Origin of the sequence: Micromonospora coxensis (assembly GCF_900090295.1) — a bacterium.
GTDB classification, from domain to species: domain Bacteria; phylum Actinomycetota; class Actinomycetes; order Mycobacteriales; family Micromonosporaceae; genus Micromonospora; species Micromonospora coxensis.
Window position 1 is genome coordinate 1,456,302 of record NZ_LT607753.1, and the last position, 17,786, is coordinate 1,474,087.

A 17,786-nucleotide genomic window follows, 5' to 3' on the forward strand; every position below is an offset into this window, starting at 1 on the left:
GCCTACTTCTGGACGAAGACCGCCACGCTACGGGCCGGCACGGTGAACGTGCCGCTGGCCCGGTCGAACGAGGCGGTGCGCAGCACCGGGTCGGCCGAGCCGGCCAGCACCGGGTGCAGCGTCACGTTCGCCCCGCGCAGACCGGTCACCCGCTGCTTCGCCGCCTCCGGGGTGGCGTTGAAGACGACGGTGAGCGACTTCCACTTCCCGTCCAGCCCGCGGGCGTCGAGGGTCATGGTCAGCACACCAGGAGTCTCCTCGGCGCCGGAGAGCGGGAAGGCGACCCGCTTCTGCACCTGGTCGGCGGTGGGCAACCCGAACACCGGCGAGGACTCACGGATCTTCAGCAGTTCCGCGTACCGGGCGTCGGTCAGGTTGATCGCCGCGCAGTCCGGGACCAGCTTCTCGTCGGCCAGCAGCGGCTTCGCGTACGACCACTTGTCCTTGTTGTCCTGCTCGGGCGGGAGCCCGATGCCGAAGCCGTTGCCCTGGGCGCAGTCCCAGCGGATCTGGTTGAACCAGTCCCCCGAGTTGTAGGAGTTGCGGTCCAGCGACTTCGAGCGCAGCCGCTCGGTACCGGTGGTGACGAAGCCACTGCCCTGCCCGAGGGCGGTGGTGGCCAGCGCCAGCACCTGCATCCGGGACCGGTCGGTGACCGAGGTGCCCTGCGGCAGCTTGTACGCCAGCGCGTCGTACAGGATCTCGTTGTCGTGCGCGTCGACGTAGGTGACCGCCTCGCCCGGCGCGGCGGTGTACCCGGCCGGGGAGCCGTTGTAGTCCACCTGGGCGCCGGTGACCCGCTTGCCGGACGAGTCGGTGAACCGGTAGCCCTTCAGGTTGCCGGCCAGGCCGACCTTGATCAGGTCCTGGTAGTGCAGCAGCCGGGCCTTCTGCTCGGCGGGCGTGCCGTTGACGTCGTCGCCGTTCGGGTCGGTGTAGAGACCCGAGGCGAAGCCCTGGACCCGCGGGTTGCCGTCGAACGGGCCGCCACCGCGCACCGCGTCCCGCAGCCGGTCGTTGAAGGTGCCGATCCCGGTGCCGGCCATGTTGGCCTGGGTGGCCTGCACGAAGCGGGCGTCGTCGGCGACCTCGCCGAAGTTCCAGCCCTCGCCGTAGAGCAGGATCTTCCTGCCGTCCACGCCGTCACGGGCCAGGGTCAGCTCGTTCAGCGCGGCCCGGACCGCCAGCAGGTTCGCCTTCGGGTGGTGGCCCATCAGGTCGAACCGGAAGCCGTCCACCTTGTACTGCTTCGCCCAGGTGACCAGCGAGTCCACCACCAGCTTGCCCATCATGGCGTGCTCGGGGGCGGTGTTGGCGCAGCAGGTCGAGTTGGCGACCGTGCCGTCGTCCAGCAGCCGGTGGTAGTAGCCCGGCACCACCTGGTCCAGCACCGACTTGGGGTCGTTGCCGGAGGCCGAGGTGTGGTTGTAGACGACATCCATCACCACCCGCAGGCCGGCGCCGTTGACCCCGGCGACCATCTGCCGGAACTCGGTGGTCCGCTTCGCCCCGGCCGGGTCGACGGCGTAGCCGCCCTCCGGCACGGTGTAGTGCAGCGGGTCGTACCCCCAGTTGTAGCCGTCCTTCTCGGCCACCGCCGCGACGCACTTCTGCTGCTCGGCGGAGTCCGGCGGCAGCTTCGCCAGGTCGCAGGCGGGCTGCTGCTGGTCGGCGCGACGTTCGGGGATGGTGGCGAAGTCGAACGACGGGAGCAGGTGCAGGTAGTTCACCCCGGCGTCACCGAGGGCCTTGAGGTGCTTCATCCCGGCCGTGTTCGGGTCGGTGAAGGCGAGGTAGCTGCCCCGCCGCTCGGCCGGCACGGTCTCGTCGGCGATCGAGAAGTCGCGTACCGACAGCTCGGAGATCTGCGCCTTGGCCGGCGGCACGGCCGGCGGCTTGCGCAGCTTCGACCAGCCGGCCGGAGCCAGCGCCGGGTCGCCGAGGTCGACGATCTGGCTGTGCGTCGAGTCCGGCGCGAGCGCCACCGAGTACGGGTCGGTCACCGAGGCGGTGACCACCTTCTGCGCGGCCGGCTGCCACGCCTCGACCTGGTAGCGGTAGTACTTTCCGGTCCAGTCGCGGCTGCCGCGCACCGACCAGACGCCGGTGCGGTCGTTGCGGCTCATCGCCACGGTCCTCGGCTGCGCCGTGGGCGCGTCGAAGAGCTGCAGCGACACCTGCCGCGCGGTGGGCGCCCAGACCGCGAGGGTGGGCACCTTGCCGGCGAAGGTCGCGCCGAGCTTCGCGCCGGTGGCGGCGCGGTAGACGTCGTCGAGCACGCCCGGGATCTGCACGCCGGTCGCGCCGAGCAGCTTGCCCTCGGCGTCCCGCTCGGTCACCACGAGCTGTCCGCGCAGCGCCGCCGGCACCTTGGCCAGGTCGGCCCGGTCCAGGCTGAAGGCGCGGTAGGCCCACAGGTGCGGGAAGGCCGCGCGCTGGGCCTCGGTGAGCCCGTTGCGCTGCGCCCGCAACGGCAGCGAGGTGTACGTCCCGGACAGCTCGCCGTCGGCGATGGTCAGGCCACCGGTCGGGGCGGCGACCAGGGCGTACCGCTTGCCGTCGGTCGGGCCGGTCTGCCAGGCGACGGTGGACCGGTCGATCCACTGCGCCTTCTGCTTGGTGACGTCCAGGTCCCGGGCCGGGCCGGAGGAGGTGGACGGCAGCAGCCGGCCCTTGACCCCGGCGAGCAGCCAGACCTCCCGCCCGGCGCCGGCGAAGTCCAGCCGCTGGTCCTCGGGATGATCCTTCACGTCACCCTTGTGGATGATGTAGCTGAGCCCGGTCGCGCCCGAGGCCAGCGGCACCCGGAAGACCGCGCCGAAGGAGTCGACCTTCTCCGGGGCGAGTGGCCGGGCCCAGTCGGTCGGGTTGGCGGCGCCGTCCCAGAGGTGCAGGCCCCACCCGTCGTAGTCGTTGTCGGCCTTGCGCCAGTGGATCAGCGCGGTGCCCTCGTCGACCGTCGGGTCCGGCTCGCCGGTGGCGGCCTGCCGGGTCGGGTAGAGCGTCGGGTCGCCCTGCTTCACCCAGACCTCGCCGGTCTGCGTGACGTCGACGGTGCGGTCGTTCGCGACGTCCTTGTTCCCGTCGGAGTCGACCACGAGGAAGCCGACGCTCTTCGCGCCCGGCTTCAGCTTGACCCAGGCGAACCGGCCGTAGGAGTCCTCACCGGCGAATGGCTGCCCTTTGGGCCACTCGGTGGCGTACGCGGGGTCGACATCGCCCCAGGTGTAGAGGCCCCAGTCGTCGTACCCGCCGGCCGGACGCTGGTAGTGCACGACCACCCAGTCGCGGGACGCGCCCTGCGCCGGGGTGCCGACGATCCCGCTGGAGCGGGTGGCGGCGGTGCGCCCCTTGCCGTCGCGGACGACGGCCTTGTACTCGACCTTCGTCCCGCCCGGCAGGCCGGTCAGGTCGTGGTGCACGGTGTACGGGGCCTTGTGCGCGCTGCCGAGCAGGGTCCACTTGCCGCCGGGGACCCGGGCGGCGAAGGTGACGGTGGCGAGCGGGTCGCCGGTGACCTCGGCGGTGACGGCGGCCTTGGTGGCGACCGGGGTGTCGCCCGGTCCGGTGATGGTGATCGTCGGGGTGTCGGCGGCCTGCGGGATCGCCGCGCCGGCCTTGAAGACCACGGCCGACATCGCCGGCACGGAGATGCTCAGCTTGCCGTCCGCCCCGGCGGCCGGGGTGGTGACGCCGCCGTAGATGCCGGTGAAGGTGGTACCGGGCGACCAGGTGTCCACCGTGACAGTCTGCTCGGTGGCGGCGTTGTTCACGGCCACCACGTACTCGGTGCGGTCGGCCGGGGAGATCCGGGAGAAGGCGAAGACGCCCGGGCCGTCGGCGGCGTGCCGGGTCACCTGGACGCCGTCGCGCAGCCCGGCGTGGGCGGCGCGGAGCTTGCCCAGCTCGGAGATGGTGCGGTACAGCGGGTGGCCGGAGTCGAACTGGTCGGCGGCGTGGGTGCGGGTGGTGCCGATCAGGTCGTCGTCGAGGTAGTCCGCCACCTTGCTGGCGAACATGTCCTGCCGGGCGTCCTTGTCCCCGCCGGGGCCGGTGAAGCCCTGCTCGTCGCCGGAGTAGACGACGGGCTGGCCACGGGTGAGGAACATCAGCTGGTGGGCGAGCTGGCTGCGGCGCAGCTGGCTGGCGTCGTCACCACCGGTGGCGGCGATGAAGGAGCCGATCCGGCCCATGTCGTGGTTGCCGAGGAAGGTGGTCAGCCGGTTGGCGTTCGTGTCCCGGGCGGCGTAGAGGTCGTCGCGGGCGTACACGTCGGCGAGGGACTTGGCGGAGCCGTCGGCGGCGGTGTAGCCGCGGGCGGCCTCCTGGAAGGAGAAGTCGAGGGTGGCGGGCAGGCCGCCCCGGCGCACGTACGTGGAGGCGATCTCCTGGTCGGCGCTGTACACCTCGCCGAACATGAAGAAGTCCTTCTTGCCGGCCCGCTCCGCGCGCCGCTCGATGCCCTGGCTGAACTGCGGCCAGAAGTCGAGGTTGGCGTGCTTGACGGTGTCGAGGCGGAAGCCGTCGACGCCGGTGGACTCGATCCAGTCGCCGTAGACCTTGGTCAGGCCGCGCACCACCTCGGGCCGCTCGGTCCAGAGGTCGTCCAAGCCGAAGAAGTCGCCGTACTCGCTGTTCTCGCCCGCGAAGGTCGAGTCACCGCGGTTGTGGTACATCGTCGGGTCGTTCAGCCACGCCGGCACCTTGACCTTCGCGTCGGCCGGGTTGGCGAAGGTGGGCGTGTACGGGAACGACGTCGTGTCCACGTCCGGGAAGTCGCGGGTGCCGTCGGCGTAGTTGCGGTCCTCGAAGGCCCGGCCCCGGGAGTCGGTGTACGGGGAGGACTTCTTGTCGACGTAGGTGTACGTGTCCTCGGCGTACTTGATGACGTCCGCGGTGTGGTTGACGATGACGTCGAGGTAGACCTTGATGCCCCGCTGGTGGGCGAGCTTGACCAGCTTCTTCAGGTCCTCGTTGGTGCCGAAGTGCGGGTCGACCTGGGTGAAGTCGGTGATCCAGTAGCCGTGGTAGCCGGCGGAGACGTCCGATCCGGTGCCCTGCACCGGCCGGTTCTTGAAGACCGGGGCGAGCCAGATGGCGGTCGTCCCCATCCCCTGGATGTAGTCGATCTTGTCCATCACCCCCTTGAGGTCGCCGCCGTGGTAGAAGCCCTTGTCCTTCGGGTCCAGGCCGGTGCGGAGCCGGTCACCGGTCAGTCCGCCGGTGTCGTTGCGCTTGTCGCCGTTGGCGAACCGGTCCGGCAGGACGAAGTAGAACTGCTCGGCCCGGCCCGTGCTCGCACCGGCCTTGAGCAGGGCGTCCGCGGAGGGCTCGGTACGCCACTGCACGGCGCCGGCGGCGGCCAGGGGGTCGGTGCCGCCGGACCGGTCGGTGGCGTCCGCGCCGAGCTGCTGGACGGCGACCGGGACGCCGACGAGGGCGAGGGTAAGTGTGGAGATCAAGGCGAACAGCGCCTTGCGGGATATCGGCGGGGGTTTCATCGACGGCCTTCCTCTGGTCGTTGATTCGCCCGCACGCTAGCTCTTGCCGAAACATTCTGCAATACCTTGCAAACGGCGTCGCAACAAAGCAGTGCTCTTGCGAAACATGGCGTCGCCCGCGGGCGTATCCGCCGTCACCGTGCGCTACCTGGACACGGAACCGCCGCCCGGCCGGCGAGTCGGCGGGGCGGCGGCAGCGGCGCGGATCAGAGGCCGGAGCAGGCGAACCCGTCGACCGTGCAGGTGCTCGGACGGTTGGCCCCGCCGGTGTGTTCGAAGTGGAACCGCAGCGGCACCGAGGAGCGGCCGTCCAGGTCCACCCCGCTGGTGTACGTGAAGACGCCGTCGCTCATCCGGGCGGTTCCCTGCGGGGCGCCCTCGACCCACGAGGTGACCAGCCGGCCACGGGGCAGCACCAGCCGGACCGTCCAGGACCGGGAGCCCGACGCGGAGTTGGTCAGCAGCACCTCGCCGATGAAGGCGTCGCCGTAGTCGTTGAGCTTGCTGTACCGGCCGGTCACCGACGGGGCGGGTGCCGGCGGCGCGGGAGCGGGCGGTGGGGCCGGCGGACGGGTCTGCCCCGGCGGGACGGGGTCACCGCTCGGGGGCGGGGCCCCGGTGCCGCCCGCCGTGCCGGGCAACGGCTCGGTCCGGCGGGGGGACAGACCGGGCACCACCGGCATCGGCAGCGTCGCGGCGACCCGGGTCGGCGTCGTCGGTGGCGGCAGGTCCGGCAGCGCCAGGGTCGGCGCCGGCTCGGGCGACCCGTCCTCCCACCGGTCCCGTCCGGGAACCGCCAGCAGCGCCACCACCTGCAGGGTCACCAGGGCCAGCACGCCGGCGACCACCACGATCCAGGGGGACCAGGCCACCTGCCGCAGACCGCCGAGCGGCGATCGTGCGTGACGTCTGCCGGACATGCCCCTCCTTCTCAGGTGCCGTCCGAGAGCGTAGCGATGATCGGCAATGCCGGAAAGAGCCCGACTCCCACTAAGTGTCCTAACAGTACGACTGGGGCGAACGGTCAGCCGATCGTGCAGGCGGCGCCGTTGACCGTGCACTGGCCCGGACGGTCACCGCTGCCGCTACGGCTGAACGTCATCGACACCACGGCGCTCTCCCCCGCCGGCAGCGGCCCGGTGCCGCGCAGGACGAACCAGCCGCTGCCGCGCGTACGGACCGACAGCCCGCTGGACGACGAGGCCCGGATCGACTTGACGTTGCCGGTGAACAGCAGCTCCACCTCCCACTCCTGGGCACCGCCGGTGCCGTTGCGCACCGTCAGGGTCGCCGCGAACGAATCGCGGTCGCTGGAGGTGGCCCGGTACGCCGCGGTCACCCGACCGGAGCCACTCGTGCCCGCCTTGCGACTGCTCGACGGGGACGCCGTGGGCCGCGGTGAGGTGACGCTCGGAGAGGGTGTCGGGGTGACGCTCGGTGACCGGGTGGCGCCGGCCACGACCAGCGGGGTGTCCGTACTCGCCACGGCGGCGGGAGTGGCGGGCAGCCGGGGCAGGTACATCGGCGGCGCCGGCTCCGGCGCGGCCTGGTGCTCGGCCCCACGGAACGACAGCATCGCGAAGAGCAGCAGCACCGCCAGCAGGCCGACACCGAGCAGCACCACGATCCACGGCGTCGACGCCAGCAGGGTCGGTGCGGATCGCGCCCCGGACCGCGCGGCCGAGCGGTCGAACATGAAAGTCCCCCTAGTCCGAGCAGACGCGCCAGCCTAGCCAGTGACGTACGTGCTGCGCAGCGGACCCGCCGGGTACCGTCCGTAGGTCCGGCCGGTCCAGGAAAACGGGTGAGCCGAGCTGACCGGATCGGGGCCAGGGCGGGCCGTGCCCGTCCCGACGCCACCCACCGTCCGGATGCCGCGAGCGCGCCCGGCACCGGGCGCCGGACCGACCGGCACGACGCCCGGACGCCGGCCACCGCGCCGAGGCCGGGGCGCGCGGACCCGACACTGTGGTGGTCGGGCGGCGCCGGGGCACGCCGGGCCGCCGTGCGCGGCGGACGGTCAGGCGGTACGGACGACGGTGCAGATGACCGGCCCGTCGTCGGTGGTGCGCAGCAGGTAGCGGTACCGCTCGCCGGGCACCGCCCGGCCCTGGCTGTCCAGGAACTCCCACTGCACGGCCACCATCGTGAGCAGCGCGGAGACCGGCTGCACGTCCTCGATCAGGGCGTTCGCCGCGACCAGCTCGCGCTCCTGGTAGTCGGGCGCCGCGCCGACGAAGGAGAGCGCCACGGCGGCCATGGTGCTGAACGAGAAGCTGTAGGTGTCGGCCACCACCAGCCCAGGCAGGGCGTAGCACCCGGCGATGGCGGGCACGTCGCCGGCGGTGAGCGCCACGCCGTACCGGTCGAAGAAGTCGGTCAGCGTGTCGAGATCGGTGGAGGCTGTCACGGGCTCAGTGATTGCCGTCGAGGGGCATCGGCAAACCTCAGCGCGCCGGGATGCGCACCTCGATCTCCGCGCCGAGCCGGGCGCCGCCGGTCAGGTCCAGGTCGTCGCCGCTCCAGAACCGGCCCGGGTCGTACCAGTTGGGACGCCGACCGGCCGGGAGCAGCCCCATCGCCTCGTAGGTCACCGCCACCACCTCCGCGCAGTACGCCGTCTCCAGGGCCCGGTCCGACAGCGGCGTCCCCCGCCGGTCGGCCCGGCCGGGCAGCGGCAGCCGGACCTGCGGCACCCGGCCCCGGGCCCACCGCCACGCGAGTTGGGCGGTGCTCGGGAACGGGGTGCCGTCCAGCCGGGCGATCGTCCGCAGCACCGCCTCCTCCCGGTCCGGCCCGGCCGGCGGTTCGAGCTGACGCAGCCAGCCGCGCTGGCCGTACCGGTTGGCCCAGACGCAGACCGCGTCGCGCAGGTCGTGCAACTGCACGCCGCGCTGGTGGGTGCCCGCCCACATGTCCGGCAGCGACCGGCCCAGCTCGGCGTGCCACATCAACGGCGGCATGTCGTCCAGCACCACGGCCATGCCGACGTGGTTGACCGGGCTGTTGGTGGTCAGCTGGATGGCCCGGTCCGGCACGCTGCGGCCCCGGAACACCCAGACATCCCCGGTACGGGTCAGCTCGACGGCCTCGTCCAGGCTGATGCTCATGCCGCCGCCCCGCCCGCGCCGCCCATCGGCGCCGGGCGTCGGCCGGCACATCGCTCGCTGCGCTCGCTCATGGAGCACTACCCTAAGCCGATGCGGCAACGGATGCGGTGGTGGAAGGTCCTCGGATTGGCCGGTCTGGCCGGCGTCGCGGCGTCCGGCGTGGTCATCGCCCGCGCCGAGCGACGCCGTCGGGCGTACACCCCGGAGGAGATCCGGGACCGGTTGCGGGAGCGGCACGCGCAGGCCGCCGGGAGCGGCACACCGGCCGACGGGCCGGCCTGACCCGGCCCCTCATCCACGGGTTGCCGCCTCGTCCTACCCTCGGGCTCCGCTGCGACGACGGGGAGACGCAGGTGCCCGAATTCCTGGGGTGGGAGACGCTGCGGCAGGTGCCCGGCGACACCGACGCCCGGCGCCGCCGGGGCGCGGCCGGCGCGCTGGTGCTCGTCGGCGGGTTGGCGCTGCTGATCACCGTCATGGCGGCCGCGCCCTACCCACCCTGCACCGAGGCGGCCCCGTGCGCCCCGGAGCGGTTCGGCAACATGCTGATCGGCCTGCTGCTCAGCACCGTCGTGGTCGGCTGGCTGGGACTGCGCTTCGCCGCCGGGGTGGGCGCGGTCACCGCCGCCGGCCTGGCCGGCTACATCCTGGCCCGCCCCGAGCAGGGGCCGCCGCTGTGGACCGTCGGGCCGGCCCTCGCGTACACCGCCGGCTGTCTGCTGCTGCACCGCCGCTCCGCCCGCCGGGCCGCCGCGCCGGCGCCCGAGCCGGGCGAGCGGCAACCGGTGCCGCCGGTGCGCTGGGCGCTGCGCCCGCCGCTCGCGCCGACCCTCGCCGCGGCGACGCTGCTCGGCGCGGGCGTCGCGGTGGCGCTCTGGATCGGGCACGCGCAGGACCGGGCGGACGCCCGGCAGGCCGCCGCCACGGTGGTGACCGGCACGGTCCGCGCGCACCCGGACCGGACGACGGTGGACGTGGCCCTGCCCGACGGCGGTAGCACGCGGATGGCGGTGTTCGAGGCCGACGACTACCCGGTGGGCGACCCGTTCCGGTTCGCCGTCGACGGCCGTGGCCTGCGGCAGCCGCTCAGCGAACCGTACGACCTGACCCCGTGGCTGTCCCTGGCCACCCTGCTCGGCGTGGTGGGCCTCGGCCTCTGCGCGCCGGTGGCGACGGCCGTGCTCTCCCGGCGGCGGTTCACCCGTCGGCCCCAGCCGGTGCGCCGGGTCTTCGCCGAGTTCGACGGCGGGGTGGTCCGGCTCTGCCACCGGGCGACGGGCGGGCGGCCCTTCGGTGAGGTGCCGATCCGGCCGGAGGACGGCCTGCCCGTCGGGGAGCGGCGGCCGGCGCTGCTGCACGGCGTCCCGGTCCACGGTCGCTGGTGCACGGTGACCGTCAACGGTCGGACGCTGTCGCCCCGGGCACCGCTGCGGGCGACGGCCACGCCCCGGCCGGCACGGGACCGCACGGGCGCGCCGGACTGGCCGACGCTCACCCCGCTGGAGGTCGTCGGCACGGCGGCGGCCGTCCTCGCCGCGATCGTGGTCGGCATCCAGCGCGCCGGCACGATCCTCAGCGGCCTGTTCGACCTGCTCTGCACCACCGACCGCTGCCAGCCGGTGGGGCTCGCCGTCGCCGGCTGGACGGCGGTGGGCGGCACGATGGTGCTGGCCGGCCTGCTCTACCGGCACGCGCGGCCCGGCCGTCCCGCCCTCTACGCGCTCGTCGGCTGCGTCGTCCTGCTCGCCTTCGGCCTGACCGTCCTCTTCGCCGGCGGCGGTCCCGCCGAGGACCTGCCACCGGGGGCCGGCGCGCTCCACGTCGGCCTCCTGGCCGGACTGGCCCCCCTGCTGATCGGCGGGATCGCCCGGCCGCCGGCCGCCCCGGCCCCTCGGCGAGGACGCCAGCAGGCCGAGCGGACCGACCCGGGGCGGCCGTTGCTGCTGGTCAACATCGGGCAGGGCGTCACCCTGGTCGCCGTGGTGCTCTGGGCCGCGCTGCTCGGCTGACGGCCCGCGCCCGCCGGGCTCACCCGTGGGCGCGGCGGACCGCCTCGTCGAGCGCGTCCGGGGTACGGCCGACCAGCGCGCTCCCGTCGTCGAGCAGCAGGATCGGGCGCTGGATCAGCTCGGGGTGGGCCACCATCGCCTCGATCCAGCGCGGCTCGGTGGCGTCGTCACGGGTCCAACCGGCCATGCCCAGCGCCACCCCGGCCGGCTCCCCCGTACGGCAGACGTCCCAGGCGCGTGCCCCGAGCCGGCGCAGCACGTCCCGCAGCTCGTCCGCGTCCGGCGGCTGCTCCAGGTACGCGCGCAGCCGCACCGGCACCCGCGCCTCCTCCAGGCTGGCGCGTGCGCCCGCGCACTTCGAGCAGGCCGGGTTGTGCCACATCTCCATGCCGACATCGTGACAGAGCCCACCGTCCATCCCCTGTGGATGGTCGGCGGGGCCGTGGAGCAGCGTATCGTCCGGCTGGCATACGGCGTGGCCACTGCTGTCGCCGTTCGTCCTCTCCCCCGCCGGCCGCCCCGGTCGAGCGGCACGGCCGGGTCGACCCGGGCCTGCCGGCGGGTGACGGGCCGCGCCCCGCCGTCGTGGTGGTGCACGGCGCCCGCTGCCGCCCGGCGTGCCGGACGCCTGGACCGGCCGGTACGACTGATCGAGGTACCGGACGGCCGGCACAGCTGCGACATCCTCGACCACACCGACAGTCCCGGGACACCCTCCGCCACGGCGCGCGACACGGTGGTCGCACTGCTCGGCGTCCGGTGCGGGCCCCGTCGTCCGGTCACGTACCGGATGTCCGGTGCGCGCCTGGGGTGGCACGGCCCGGATGTCGGCTCTGACCTGCGGGATCCCGTGGTGGGGGCCACCTCGGTGGCGGAATCGGCGGCGGGGTGGGGGCGTTGTACATGGCATAACCACCGGCGCTCCCCGCCCGGGACGCCATCCGCAACGGCCCCCGCCACCCGGCCTGCGGAATGCGGGCCCCGCCGGACGGGTTACATCCCCCCGGACACCGAACCCGCCCGGCCCCTCGGACAGTGGCTCGGTTACCTCCCCCGGACACCGAGGCCCCGCCCCGGAATGTGGGCCCGGCCGGCTTGGTTACCTCCCCCGGGACGCCGAGACACGGCCTGCGGAATGCGGGACCGACCGGATCGGTTACATCCCCCTGGACACCCGAGCAGGCACCGCCGCCAGGGTCCCCCCGGACCCCGCGCAGGCACCGCCGCCGGACCGTCCCCCTCGAACTTCCCCCTCGCGGCACACCGCCCCCCAACGCGCGCTGCCGCACCCCCGACGCAGAAGGAGCATCCCCATGCGTACCGACATCCTGCGCAAGACCGCCCTGACCGCCCTCACCATCACCGCCACCACCGGCGGCATCGCCGCCCCCGCCCTGGCCGCCCACGCCGCCCCGGCCGACAAGCCCGCGGCGCAGGCCGAGCGCAAGCCCAACGGCGAACGACAGCTCAAGGTCGACTACCAGGCCCAGCCCAACTTCTACTACTGCGGCCCCGCCGCCGCCCGCAACGCCCTCAGCGTCCAGGGCAAGGACATCGACGTCGACGCCATGGCCAAGATCATGGGCACCACCGAGAACGGCACCAACAGCATCAACGACATCACCCCCGTCCTGAACAAGGAAACCGGCAAGACCGACGCCTACCGCAGCGTCGAGATCAAGACTCCGAAGGCCGACACCAAGCAGACCGACACGATGCGCGCCGACATCGTCGCCGCCATCAACGACGGCCACGCCATCGTCGCCAACATCGCCGGCACCGCCACCGACACCAACGGCGGCGTGCACTCCTTCGAAGGCGGGCACTACATCAGCGTCACCGGCTACCGCGACAACGGCCACACCGTCACCATCGCCGACTCCGCCAACCCGAACACCGCCAGCTACGAGATGGACATCGACACCCTCGCCGACTGGACCGCCACCCGCGGCTACGCCCACTGACCCACCACGACAAGGGCCGACCCCCACCCAGGGGTCGGCCCTTTCGTCGTACCCGCATGTCCCGCCCCCGGACGTCGGCAGGCCGGGTGGCGGCCGGGGCGGCACCACACCGGCCTGCGCGAGGGGCGGACAGGAGGAGATCTTGGCGAGTTGACGTTCACGGTGAACGACAACTCGCCAAGATCCAGCCCACCTCGCGGGCCCCCGGCCGCACGACGAACGATGCCTCAGCCTGCACGGGGCTCGGACGTGGCTGCCGACGGGGTCGTCCCGTCCGGGACCGGTGTCCCGGCGGGTCGACGGCGATCAGTCGCCGACCGGGGCGAGGAACTCCAGGCGGTTGCCGTGGGCGTCGTGGGTGTGGAAGCGGCGCATGCCGGGCAGCTCGCCGTCACCCCAGGTGACCGGGTGACCGGCGGCGGCCAGCCGGGCGGCGAGGTCGTCGAGGTCGGGGCGGAGCAGGGCCGGGTGGGCCTTGCGGGCGGGACGGAAGTCGTCCTCGACACCGAGGTGCAGCTCCGCGCCGTGCCCGGTGAACCAGCACCCGCCGCGGGCGGCGAGGGCCGGCGGCTTGGGCTTCTCGGTCATGCCGAGCAGGCCGGCGTAGAAGGCCCGGGACGCCTCCTCGGAGCCGCGTGGGCAGGCGAGCTGGACGTGATGGATCATGGTGGCACCTCCTCGTCCCGAACCCTGGCACGAGGTTGCGCGAATAGCAAGACGGACGTACGGTTTTGTAGACGACGACAATCGGCGGTAAGTGTCACCTAACCTGGGCGGCGCTCCGGCCGGTGCGACAGACTGCTCAGGACTACTCACGGTCGCTGGTGTGAAGGAGTACGACGTGGCGAGCCTCGACACCTTCGGTGCGAAGACCCAGCTACGCGTCGGAGACGCGAGCTACGAGATTTTCAAGATCGGCAAGGTGGAGGGGCACGACCGGCTGCCCTACAGCCTGAAGATCCTGCTGGAGAACCTGCTGCGGACCGAGGACGGCGCGAACATCACCGCCGACCACATCCGCCAGCTCGGCGGCTGGGACCCGACCGCCGACCCGAGCGTGGAGATCCAGTTCACCCCGGCGCGGGTGCTCATGCAGGACTTCACCGGCGTGCCCTGCGTCGTGGACCTGGCCACCATGCGCGAGGCGGTACGCGACCTCGGCGGTGACGCCACCAAGGTCAACCCGCTCGCCCCGGCCGAGCTGGTCATCGACCACTCCGTCATCGCCGACCTGTTCGGCCGTGAGGACGCCTTCGAGCGCAACGTCGAGCTGGAGTACGAGCGCAACAAGGAGCGCTACCAGTTCCTGCGCTGGGGCCAGACCGCGTTCAACGAGTTCAAGGTCGTCCCGCCGGGCACCGGCATCGTGCACCAGGTCAACATCGAGTACCTGGCCCGTACGATCATGGAGCGCAACGGCCAGGCGTACCCGGACACCGTGGTCGGCACCGACTCGCACACCACCATGGTCAACGGCCTGGGCGTGCTGGGCTGGGGCGTCGGCGGCATCGAGGCCGAGGCCGCGATGCTCGGCCAGCCGGTCAGCATGCTCATCCCGCGGGTCGTCGGCTTCAAGCTCTCCGGCGAGATGCCGGCCGGCACCACCGCCACCGACCTGGTGCTCACCATCACCGAGATGCTGCGCAAGCACGGCGTCGTCGGCAAGTTCGTCGAGTTCTACGGCCCGGGCGTGAGCGCGGTGCCGCTGGCCAACCGGGCCACCATCGGCAACATGTCCCCGGAGTACGGCTCCACCGTCGCGATCTTCCCGATCGACGCCGAGACCGTCCGCTACCTGGAGCTGACCGGCCGCGACCCGCAGCAGGTCGCGCTCGTCGAGGCGTACGCCAAGGAGCAGGGCCTCTGGCACGACCCGGACCACGAGCCGGAGTACTCCGAGCGGCTGGAGCTGGACCTCTCCACCATCGAGCCGTCCCTGGCCGGCCCGAAGCGCCCGCAGGACCGGGTGCCGCTGGGCAGCGCCAAGACGCTGTTCCGCTCCGCGCTGACCGACTACGTCGCCGCCGACGAGACCGGTGGCGACCCGGGCCGCAAGCCGGGCGTGCCGCAGTTGGAGAAGCCGTTCGGCACCGAGGGCCCGGCCGACGAGGCCAGCGCCGAGTCGTTCCCGGCCAGCGACGCCCCGGCCAACGGGGTCAACGACCCGGCCGACGCCCCGCGCGACCTGGAGACCGCCGCCGTCGGCGCGGGCGGGCGCGCCAGCAACCCGGTGCGGGTGACCGGCGCCGACGGCGTCGAGTACGAGCTGGACCACGGCGCCGTGGTGATCGCCGCGATCACCTCCTGCACCAACACCTCCAACCCGCAGGTCATGATCGGCGCCGCCCTGCTGGCCCGCAACGCGGTCGACAAGGGCCTGGCCCGTAAGCCGTGGGTGAAGACCACCCTGGCTCCGGGCTCCAAGGTCGTCATGGACTACTACGACCGCGCCGGCCTGACCCCGTACCTGGAGAAGCTCGGCTTCAACCTGGTCGGCTACGGCTGCACCACCTGCATCGGCAACTCCGGCCCGCTGCCGGAGGAGGTCTCCGCCGCGGTCAACGAGGGCGACCTGGCCGTCGTCTCCGTGCTGTCGGGCAACCGGAACTTCGAGGGCCGGATCAACCCGGACGTCAAGATGAACTACCTGGCGTCCCCGCCGCTGGTGGTCGCGTACGCGCTGGCCGGCACGATGGACATCGACCTGGCCAACGAGCCGATCGGCGAGGACACCCAGGGCAACCCGGTCTTCCTGCGCGACATCTGGCCGAACAGCGCCGAGATCCAGGACGTCATCGCCTCGGCGATCGGCGCCACCGGCTTCAGCGCCGCGTACGCGGACGTGTTCGCCGGTGACGAGCGCTGGCAGTCGCTGCCCACCCCGACGGGCGACACCTTCGCCTGGGAGGGCGAGTCCACCTACGTGCGCAAGCCCCCGTACTTCGAGGGCATGCAGCGGGACCCGCAGCCGGTGCGGGACATCGCCGGCGCGCGGGTGCTGGCCAAGCTGGGCGACTCGGTCACCACCGACCACATCTCCCCGGCCGGCTCGATCAAGGCCGACTCCCCCGCCGGCACGTACCTCGCCGAGCACGGCGTGCCGCGCCACGAGTTCAACTCGTACGGCTCGCGCCGGGGCAACCACGAGGTGATGATCCGGGGCACCTTCGCCAACATCCGGCTGCGCAACCAGCTCGTCCCCGGTGTGGAGGGCGGCTTCACGGTCAACCACCTGACCGGCGAGCAGACCTCGATCTACGACGCCTCGATGGCCTACCAGGAGGCGGGCGTCCCGCTGGTCATCCTGGCCGGCAAGGAGTACGGCTCCGGCTCGTCGCGCGACTGGGCGGCCAAGGGCACCATGCTCCTCGGCGTCAAGGCGGTCATCGCCGAGTCGTACGAGCGGATCCACCGCTCCAACCTGATCGGCATGGGCGTCCTGCCGCTGCAGTTCCCGGTGGACACCACCGCCGAGTCGCTGGGCCTGACCGGCACGGAGACCTTCTCCGTCTCCGGCGTGACGGCGCTGAACGACGGCGAGACCCCGCGTACGGTCAAGGTCACCACGGACACCGGCGTCGAGTTCGACGCGGTGGTCCGGATCGACACCCCGGGTGAGGCGGACTACTACCGCCACGGCGGCATCCTGCAGTACGTGCTGCGCCGCATGATCGCGAGCTGACGCGACGTACGGACGGCGGGCCCCCGGTCGGACGACCGGGGGCCCGCCGCGTCGTCAGGCCCGGCCGGGGCCGGCGGACCGCCGTCACATGGGTGTCCACCGATCGGTGCGTGCCGGTCAGCCGGCGCGGCCCCGCGACTCCCGCGACTTCATCGCGTGCTCCAGCAGCGTGATCAGCACGTCCCGGCTGGACTGCCGTTGCCGGGCGTCGCAGAGCACCACCGGCACGCCGGGATCGAGGTTGAGCGCGGCCTGCACCTCGTCCAGCCGGTAGCGACGCGCCCCCTCGAAGCAGTTCACCGCCACCACGAACGGCGTGCCGCGCTCCTCGAAGTAGTCGATCGACGGGAAGCAGTCGGCCAGCCGCCGGGTGTCGGCCAGCACGACCGCGCCGATCGCCCCCAGGGCCAGCTCGTCCCAGACGAACCAGAACCGGTCCTGCCCCGGGGTGCCGAAGAGGTAGAGCACCAGATCGGGACTGATCGTGATCCGGCCGAAGTCCATCGCCACCGTGGTGGTGGTCTTCCCCTCCACCCCGGACAGGTCGTCGACCCCGATGCCCGTCTCGGTCAGCACCTCCTCGGTGCGCAGCGGCTTGGTCTCACTCACCGCCCCGACCAGCGTCGTCTTGCCGGCCCCGAAGCCGCCGGCGATCAGGATCTTGATCGCGGTGGGCAGCGGCGGCGCGTCCGCCGGCCGCTCAGAGTGCCCGTAGTCCATTGATAACCGCCTCGAATACGCTCTCATCGGGTACGCCGGCACTGCCCCTGGGCGGCCGGACCTGGACCAGGTCACGGGCCATCAGGTCGCCCAGCAGGACCCGGACGGTGCCCACCGGCAGGTCCAGGTGGGCGGCGACCTCCGCCACGGACTGCATCCGCTGGCAGAGCGCGACGATCGCCACGTGCTCCGGGCCCAGCCCGGACTCGCCGGCGACGTCCGCGCGGGTCGCCGTGACCAGGGAGATCAGGTCGAACGTGCCGGTGACCGGGCGGGCTCGGCCCCGGGTCACCGCGTACGGGCGGACCACCGGGCCCGCGTGGTCGTCGACCCACCTGTCCTCTGTGGAACCGCCCTCGACCGTCATCGCCGTTACTTCCCGCCGGCCGGCTGGTCGAGCCCCCGGGTCGGTGACGCGACGAACTTGCCCACCCGGGTCACCAGCATCGCCATCTCGTACGCGATCAGTCCGACGTCCGCGTCCTCCGAGGCGAGCACCGCCAGACAGGCGTTACGCCCGGCCGCCGTGACGAACAGGAACGACGACTGCATCTCGATGATGGTCTGCTGGACCTGCCCACCGCCGAACCGCTTGCCCGCGCCCCGGGCCAGGCTCTGGATGCCGGCCGCCATCGCCGCCAGGTGCTCGCCGTCGTCCCGGCTGAGGCCCTGCGACGAGGCCATCAGCAGGCCGTCCGAGGAGAGCGCCACGGCGTGTTCGGCCTGCTTCACCCGGCCGACCAGATCGTCCAGCAGCCACGTCAGGTCGGCACTCGAAGCCGTCTTCTGCACCACTCGCG

At 72.7% G+C, this 17,786-nt stretch carries 14 protein-coding genes; 4 read left to right on the forward strand and 10 right to left on the reverse strand.

From position 1 onward, the window contains the following. Positions 1-2: 2 nt before the first annotated feature. From pulA to GA0070614_RS06430, 5 genes are all read right to left on the reverse strand, one after another. Positions 3-5,501 carry a pullulanase-type alpha-1,6-glucosidase gene (gene pulA, locus GA0070614_RS06410; protein WP_088975084.1) on the reverse strand — a complete coding sequence of 1,833 codons (5,499 nt, stop codon included), beginning with the start codon at positions 5,499-5,501 and terminating at the stop codon, positions 3-5. Positions 5,502-5,707: 206 nt separating this feature from the next. Next, a complete protein-coding gene (locus GA0070614_RS06415; RefSeq protein ID WP_088975085.1) occupies positions 5,708-6,421 on the reverse strand; it encodes a cellulose-binding protein in 714 nt (237 codons plus the stop codon). A gap of 104 nt (positions 6,422-6,525) precedes the next feature. Next, the gene (locus GA0070614_RS06420) at positions 6,526-7,197 is read right to left on the reverse strand and encodes a cellulose binding domain-containing protein (protein ID WP_088975086.1); all 672 of its coding nucleotides are present in this window, start codon (positions 7,195-7,197) and stop codon (positions 6,526-6,528) included. A 324-nt stretch (positions 7,198-7,521) separates the two neighbouring features. After that, positions 7,522-7,911: a hypothetical protein gene (locus tag GA0070614_RS06425; RefSeq protein WP_088975087.1), complete on the reverse strand. Its 390-nt coding sequence runs from the start codon at positions 7,909-7,911 to the stop codon at positions 7,522-7,524. 37 nt (positions 7,912-7,948) lie between these two features. Further along, the gene (locus GA0070614_RS06430; protein WP_088975088.1) at positions 7,949-8,611 is read right to left on the reverse strand and encodes a hypothetical protein; all 663 of its coding nucleotides are present in this window, start codon (positions 8,609-8,611) and stop codon (positions 7,949-7,951) included. 102 nt (positions 8,612-8,713) lie between these two features. Between GA0070614_RS06430 and GA0070614_RS06435 the strand changes: the two genes are divergently transcribed. Both GA0070614_RS06435 and GA0070614_RS06440 read left to right on the forward strand, forming a co-directional pair. Continuing rightward, the gene (locus GA0070614_RS06435; protein WP_172892565.1) at positions 8,714-8,893 is read left to right on the forward strand and encodes a hypothetical protein; all 180 of its coding nucleotides are present in this window, start codon (positions 8,714-8,716) and stop codon (positions 8,891-8,893) included. Between the two features lie 71 nt (positions 8,894-8,964). After that, positions 8,965-10,620, forward strand: a complete 1,656-nt coding sequence (locus GA0070614_RS06440) for a hypothetical protein (RefSeq protein ID WP_088975090.1) — start codon at positions 8,965-8,967, stop codon at positions 10,618-10,620. A gap of 19 nt (positions 10,621-10,639) precedes the next feature. On the opposite strand, the gene GA0070614_RS06445 is transcribed toward GA0070614_RS06440, so the two are convergent. Further along, complete coding sequence (locus GA0070614_RS06445; protein WP_088975091.1) at positions 10,640-11,008, reverse strand: ArsC/Spx/MgsR family protein; 369 nt, start codon at positions 11,006-11,008, stop codon at positions 10,640-10,642. A 925-nt stretch (positions 11,009-11,933) separates the two neighbouring features. On the opposite strand from GA0070614_RS06445, the gene GA0070614_RS06450 reads away from it, so the two are divergent. Beyond that, complete coding sequence (locus GA0070614_RS06450) at positions 11,934-12,584, forward strand: C39 family peptidase (protein WP_088975092.1); 651 nt, start codon at positions 11,934-11,936, stop codon at positions 12,582-12,584. A 306-nt stretch (positions 12,585-12,890) separates the two neighbouring features. Here the strand turns inward: GA0070614_RS06450 and GA0070614_RS06455 are convergent, their stop codons facing one another. Next, a complete protein-coding gene (locus GA0070614_RS06455; RefSeq protein WP_088975093.1) occupies positions 12,891-13,250 on the reverse strand; it encodes a VOC family protein in 360 nt (119 codons plus the stop codon). Between the two features lie 160 nt (positions 13,251-13,410). On the opposite strand from GA0070614_RS06455, the gene GA0070614_RS06460 reads away from it, so the two are divergent. Continuing rightward, on the forward strand, positions 13,411-16,266 hold the full coding sequence (locus GA0070614_RS06460; protein ID WP_088975094.1) for an aconitate hydratase: 2,856 nt from the start codon (positions 13,411-13,413) through the stop codon (positions 16,264-16,266). A gap of 117 nt (positions 16,267-16,383) precedes the next feature. On the opposite strand, the gene GA0070614_RS06465 is transcribed toward GA0070614_RS06460, so the two are convergent. From GA0070614_RS06465 to GA0070614_RS06475, 3 genes are read right to left on the reverse strand one after another with little or no spacing between them, the layout of a single operon-like run. After that, positions 16,384-16,986 carry a GTP-binding protein gene (locus tag GA0070614_RS06465; protein ID WP_088975095.1) on the reverse strand — a complete coding sequence of 201 codons (603 nt, stop codon included), beginning with the start codon at positions 16,984-16,986 and terminating at the stop codon, positions 16,384-16,386. Next, a complete protein-coding gene (locus GA0070614_RS06470; RefSeq protein ID WP_088975096.1) occupies positions 16,967-17,353 on the reverse strand; it encodes a DUF742 domain-containing protein in 387 nt (128 codons plus the stop codon). Before GA0070614_RS06470 ends, GA0070614_RS06465 begins: the two co-directional genes overlap by 20 nt. Before the next feature lie 5 nt (positions 17,354-17,358). Beyond that, complete coding sequence (locus tag GA0070614_RS06475; RefSeq protein ID WP_088975097.1) at positions 17,359-17,781, reverse strand: roadblock/LC7 domain-containing protein; 423 nt, start codon at positions 17,779-17,781, stop codon at positions 17,359-17,361. Positions 17,782-17,786: the final 5 nt, after the last annotated feature.

Bases quoted from the DNA above. Each gene is read 5' to 3' on its own strand.
- GA0070614_RS06420 (WP_088975086.1), bottom strand. From the start codon at position 7,197: ATGTTCGACCGCTCGGCCGCGCGGTCCGGGGCGCGATCCGCACCGACC.
- GA0070614_RS06435 (WP_172892565.1), top strand. From the start codon at position 8,714: ATGCGGTGGTGGAAGGTCCTCGGATTGGCCGGTCTGGCCGGCGTCGCG.
- GA0070614_RS06430 (WP_088975088.1), bottom strand. From the start codon at position 8,611: ATGAGCATCAGCCTGGACGAGGCCGTCGAGCTGACCCGTACCGGGGAT.
- GA0070614_RS06465 (WP_088975095.1), bottom strand. From the start codon at position 16,986: ATGGACTACGGGCACTCTGAGCGGCCGGCGGACGCGCCGCCGCTGCCC.
- GA0070614_RS06445 (WP_088975091.1), bottom strand. From the start codon at position 11,008: ATGGAGATGTGGCACAACCCGGCCTGCTCGAAGTGCGCGGGCGCACGC.
- GA0070614_RS06455 (WP_088975093.1), bottom strand. From the start codon at position 13,250: ATGATCCATCACGTCCAGCTCGCCTGCCCACGCGGCTCCGAGGAGGCG.
- GA0070614_RS06450 (WP_088975092.1), top strand. From the start codon at position 11,934: ATGCGTACCGACATCCTGCGCAAGACCGCCCTGACCGCCCTCACCATC.
- GA0070614_RS06415 (WP_088975085.1), bottom strand. From the start codon at position 6,421: ATGTCCGGCAGACGTCACGCACGATCGCCGCTCGGCGGTCTGCGGCAG.
- pulA (WP_088975084.1), bottom strand. From the start codon at position 5,501: ATGAAACCCCCGCCGATATCCCGCAAGGCGCTGTTCGCCTTGATCTCC.
- GA0070614_RS06470 (WP_088975096.1), bottom strand. From the start codon at position 17,353: ATGACGGTCGAGGGCGGTTCCACAGAGGACAGGTGGGTCGACGACCAC.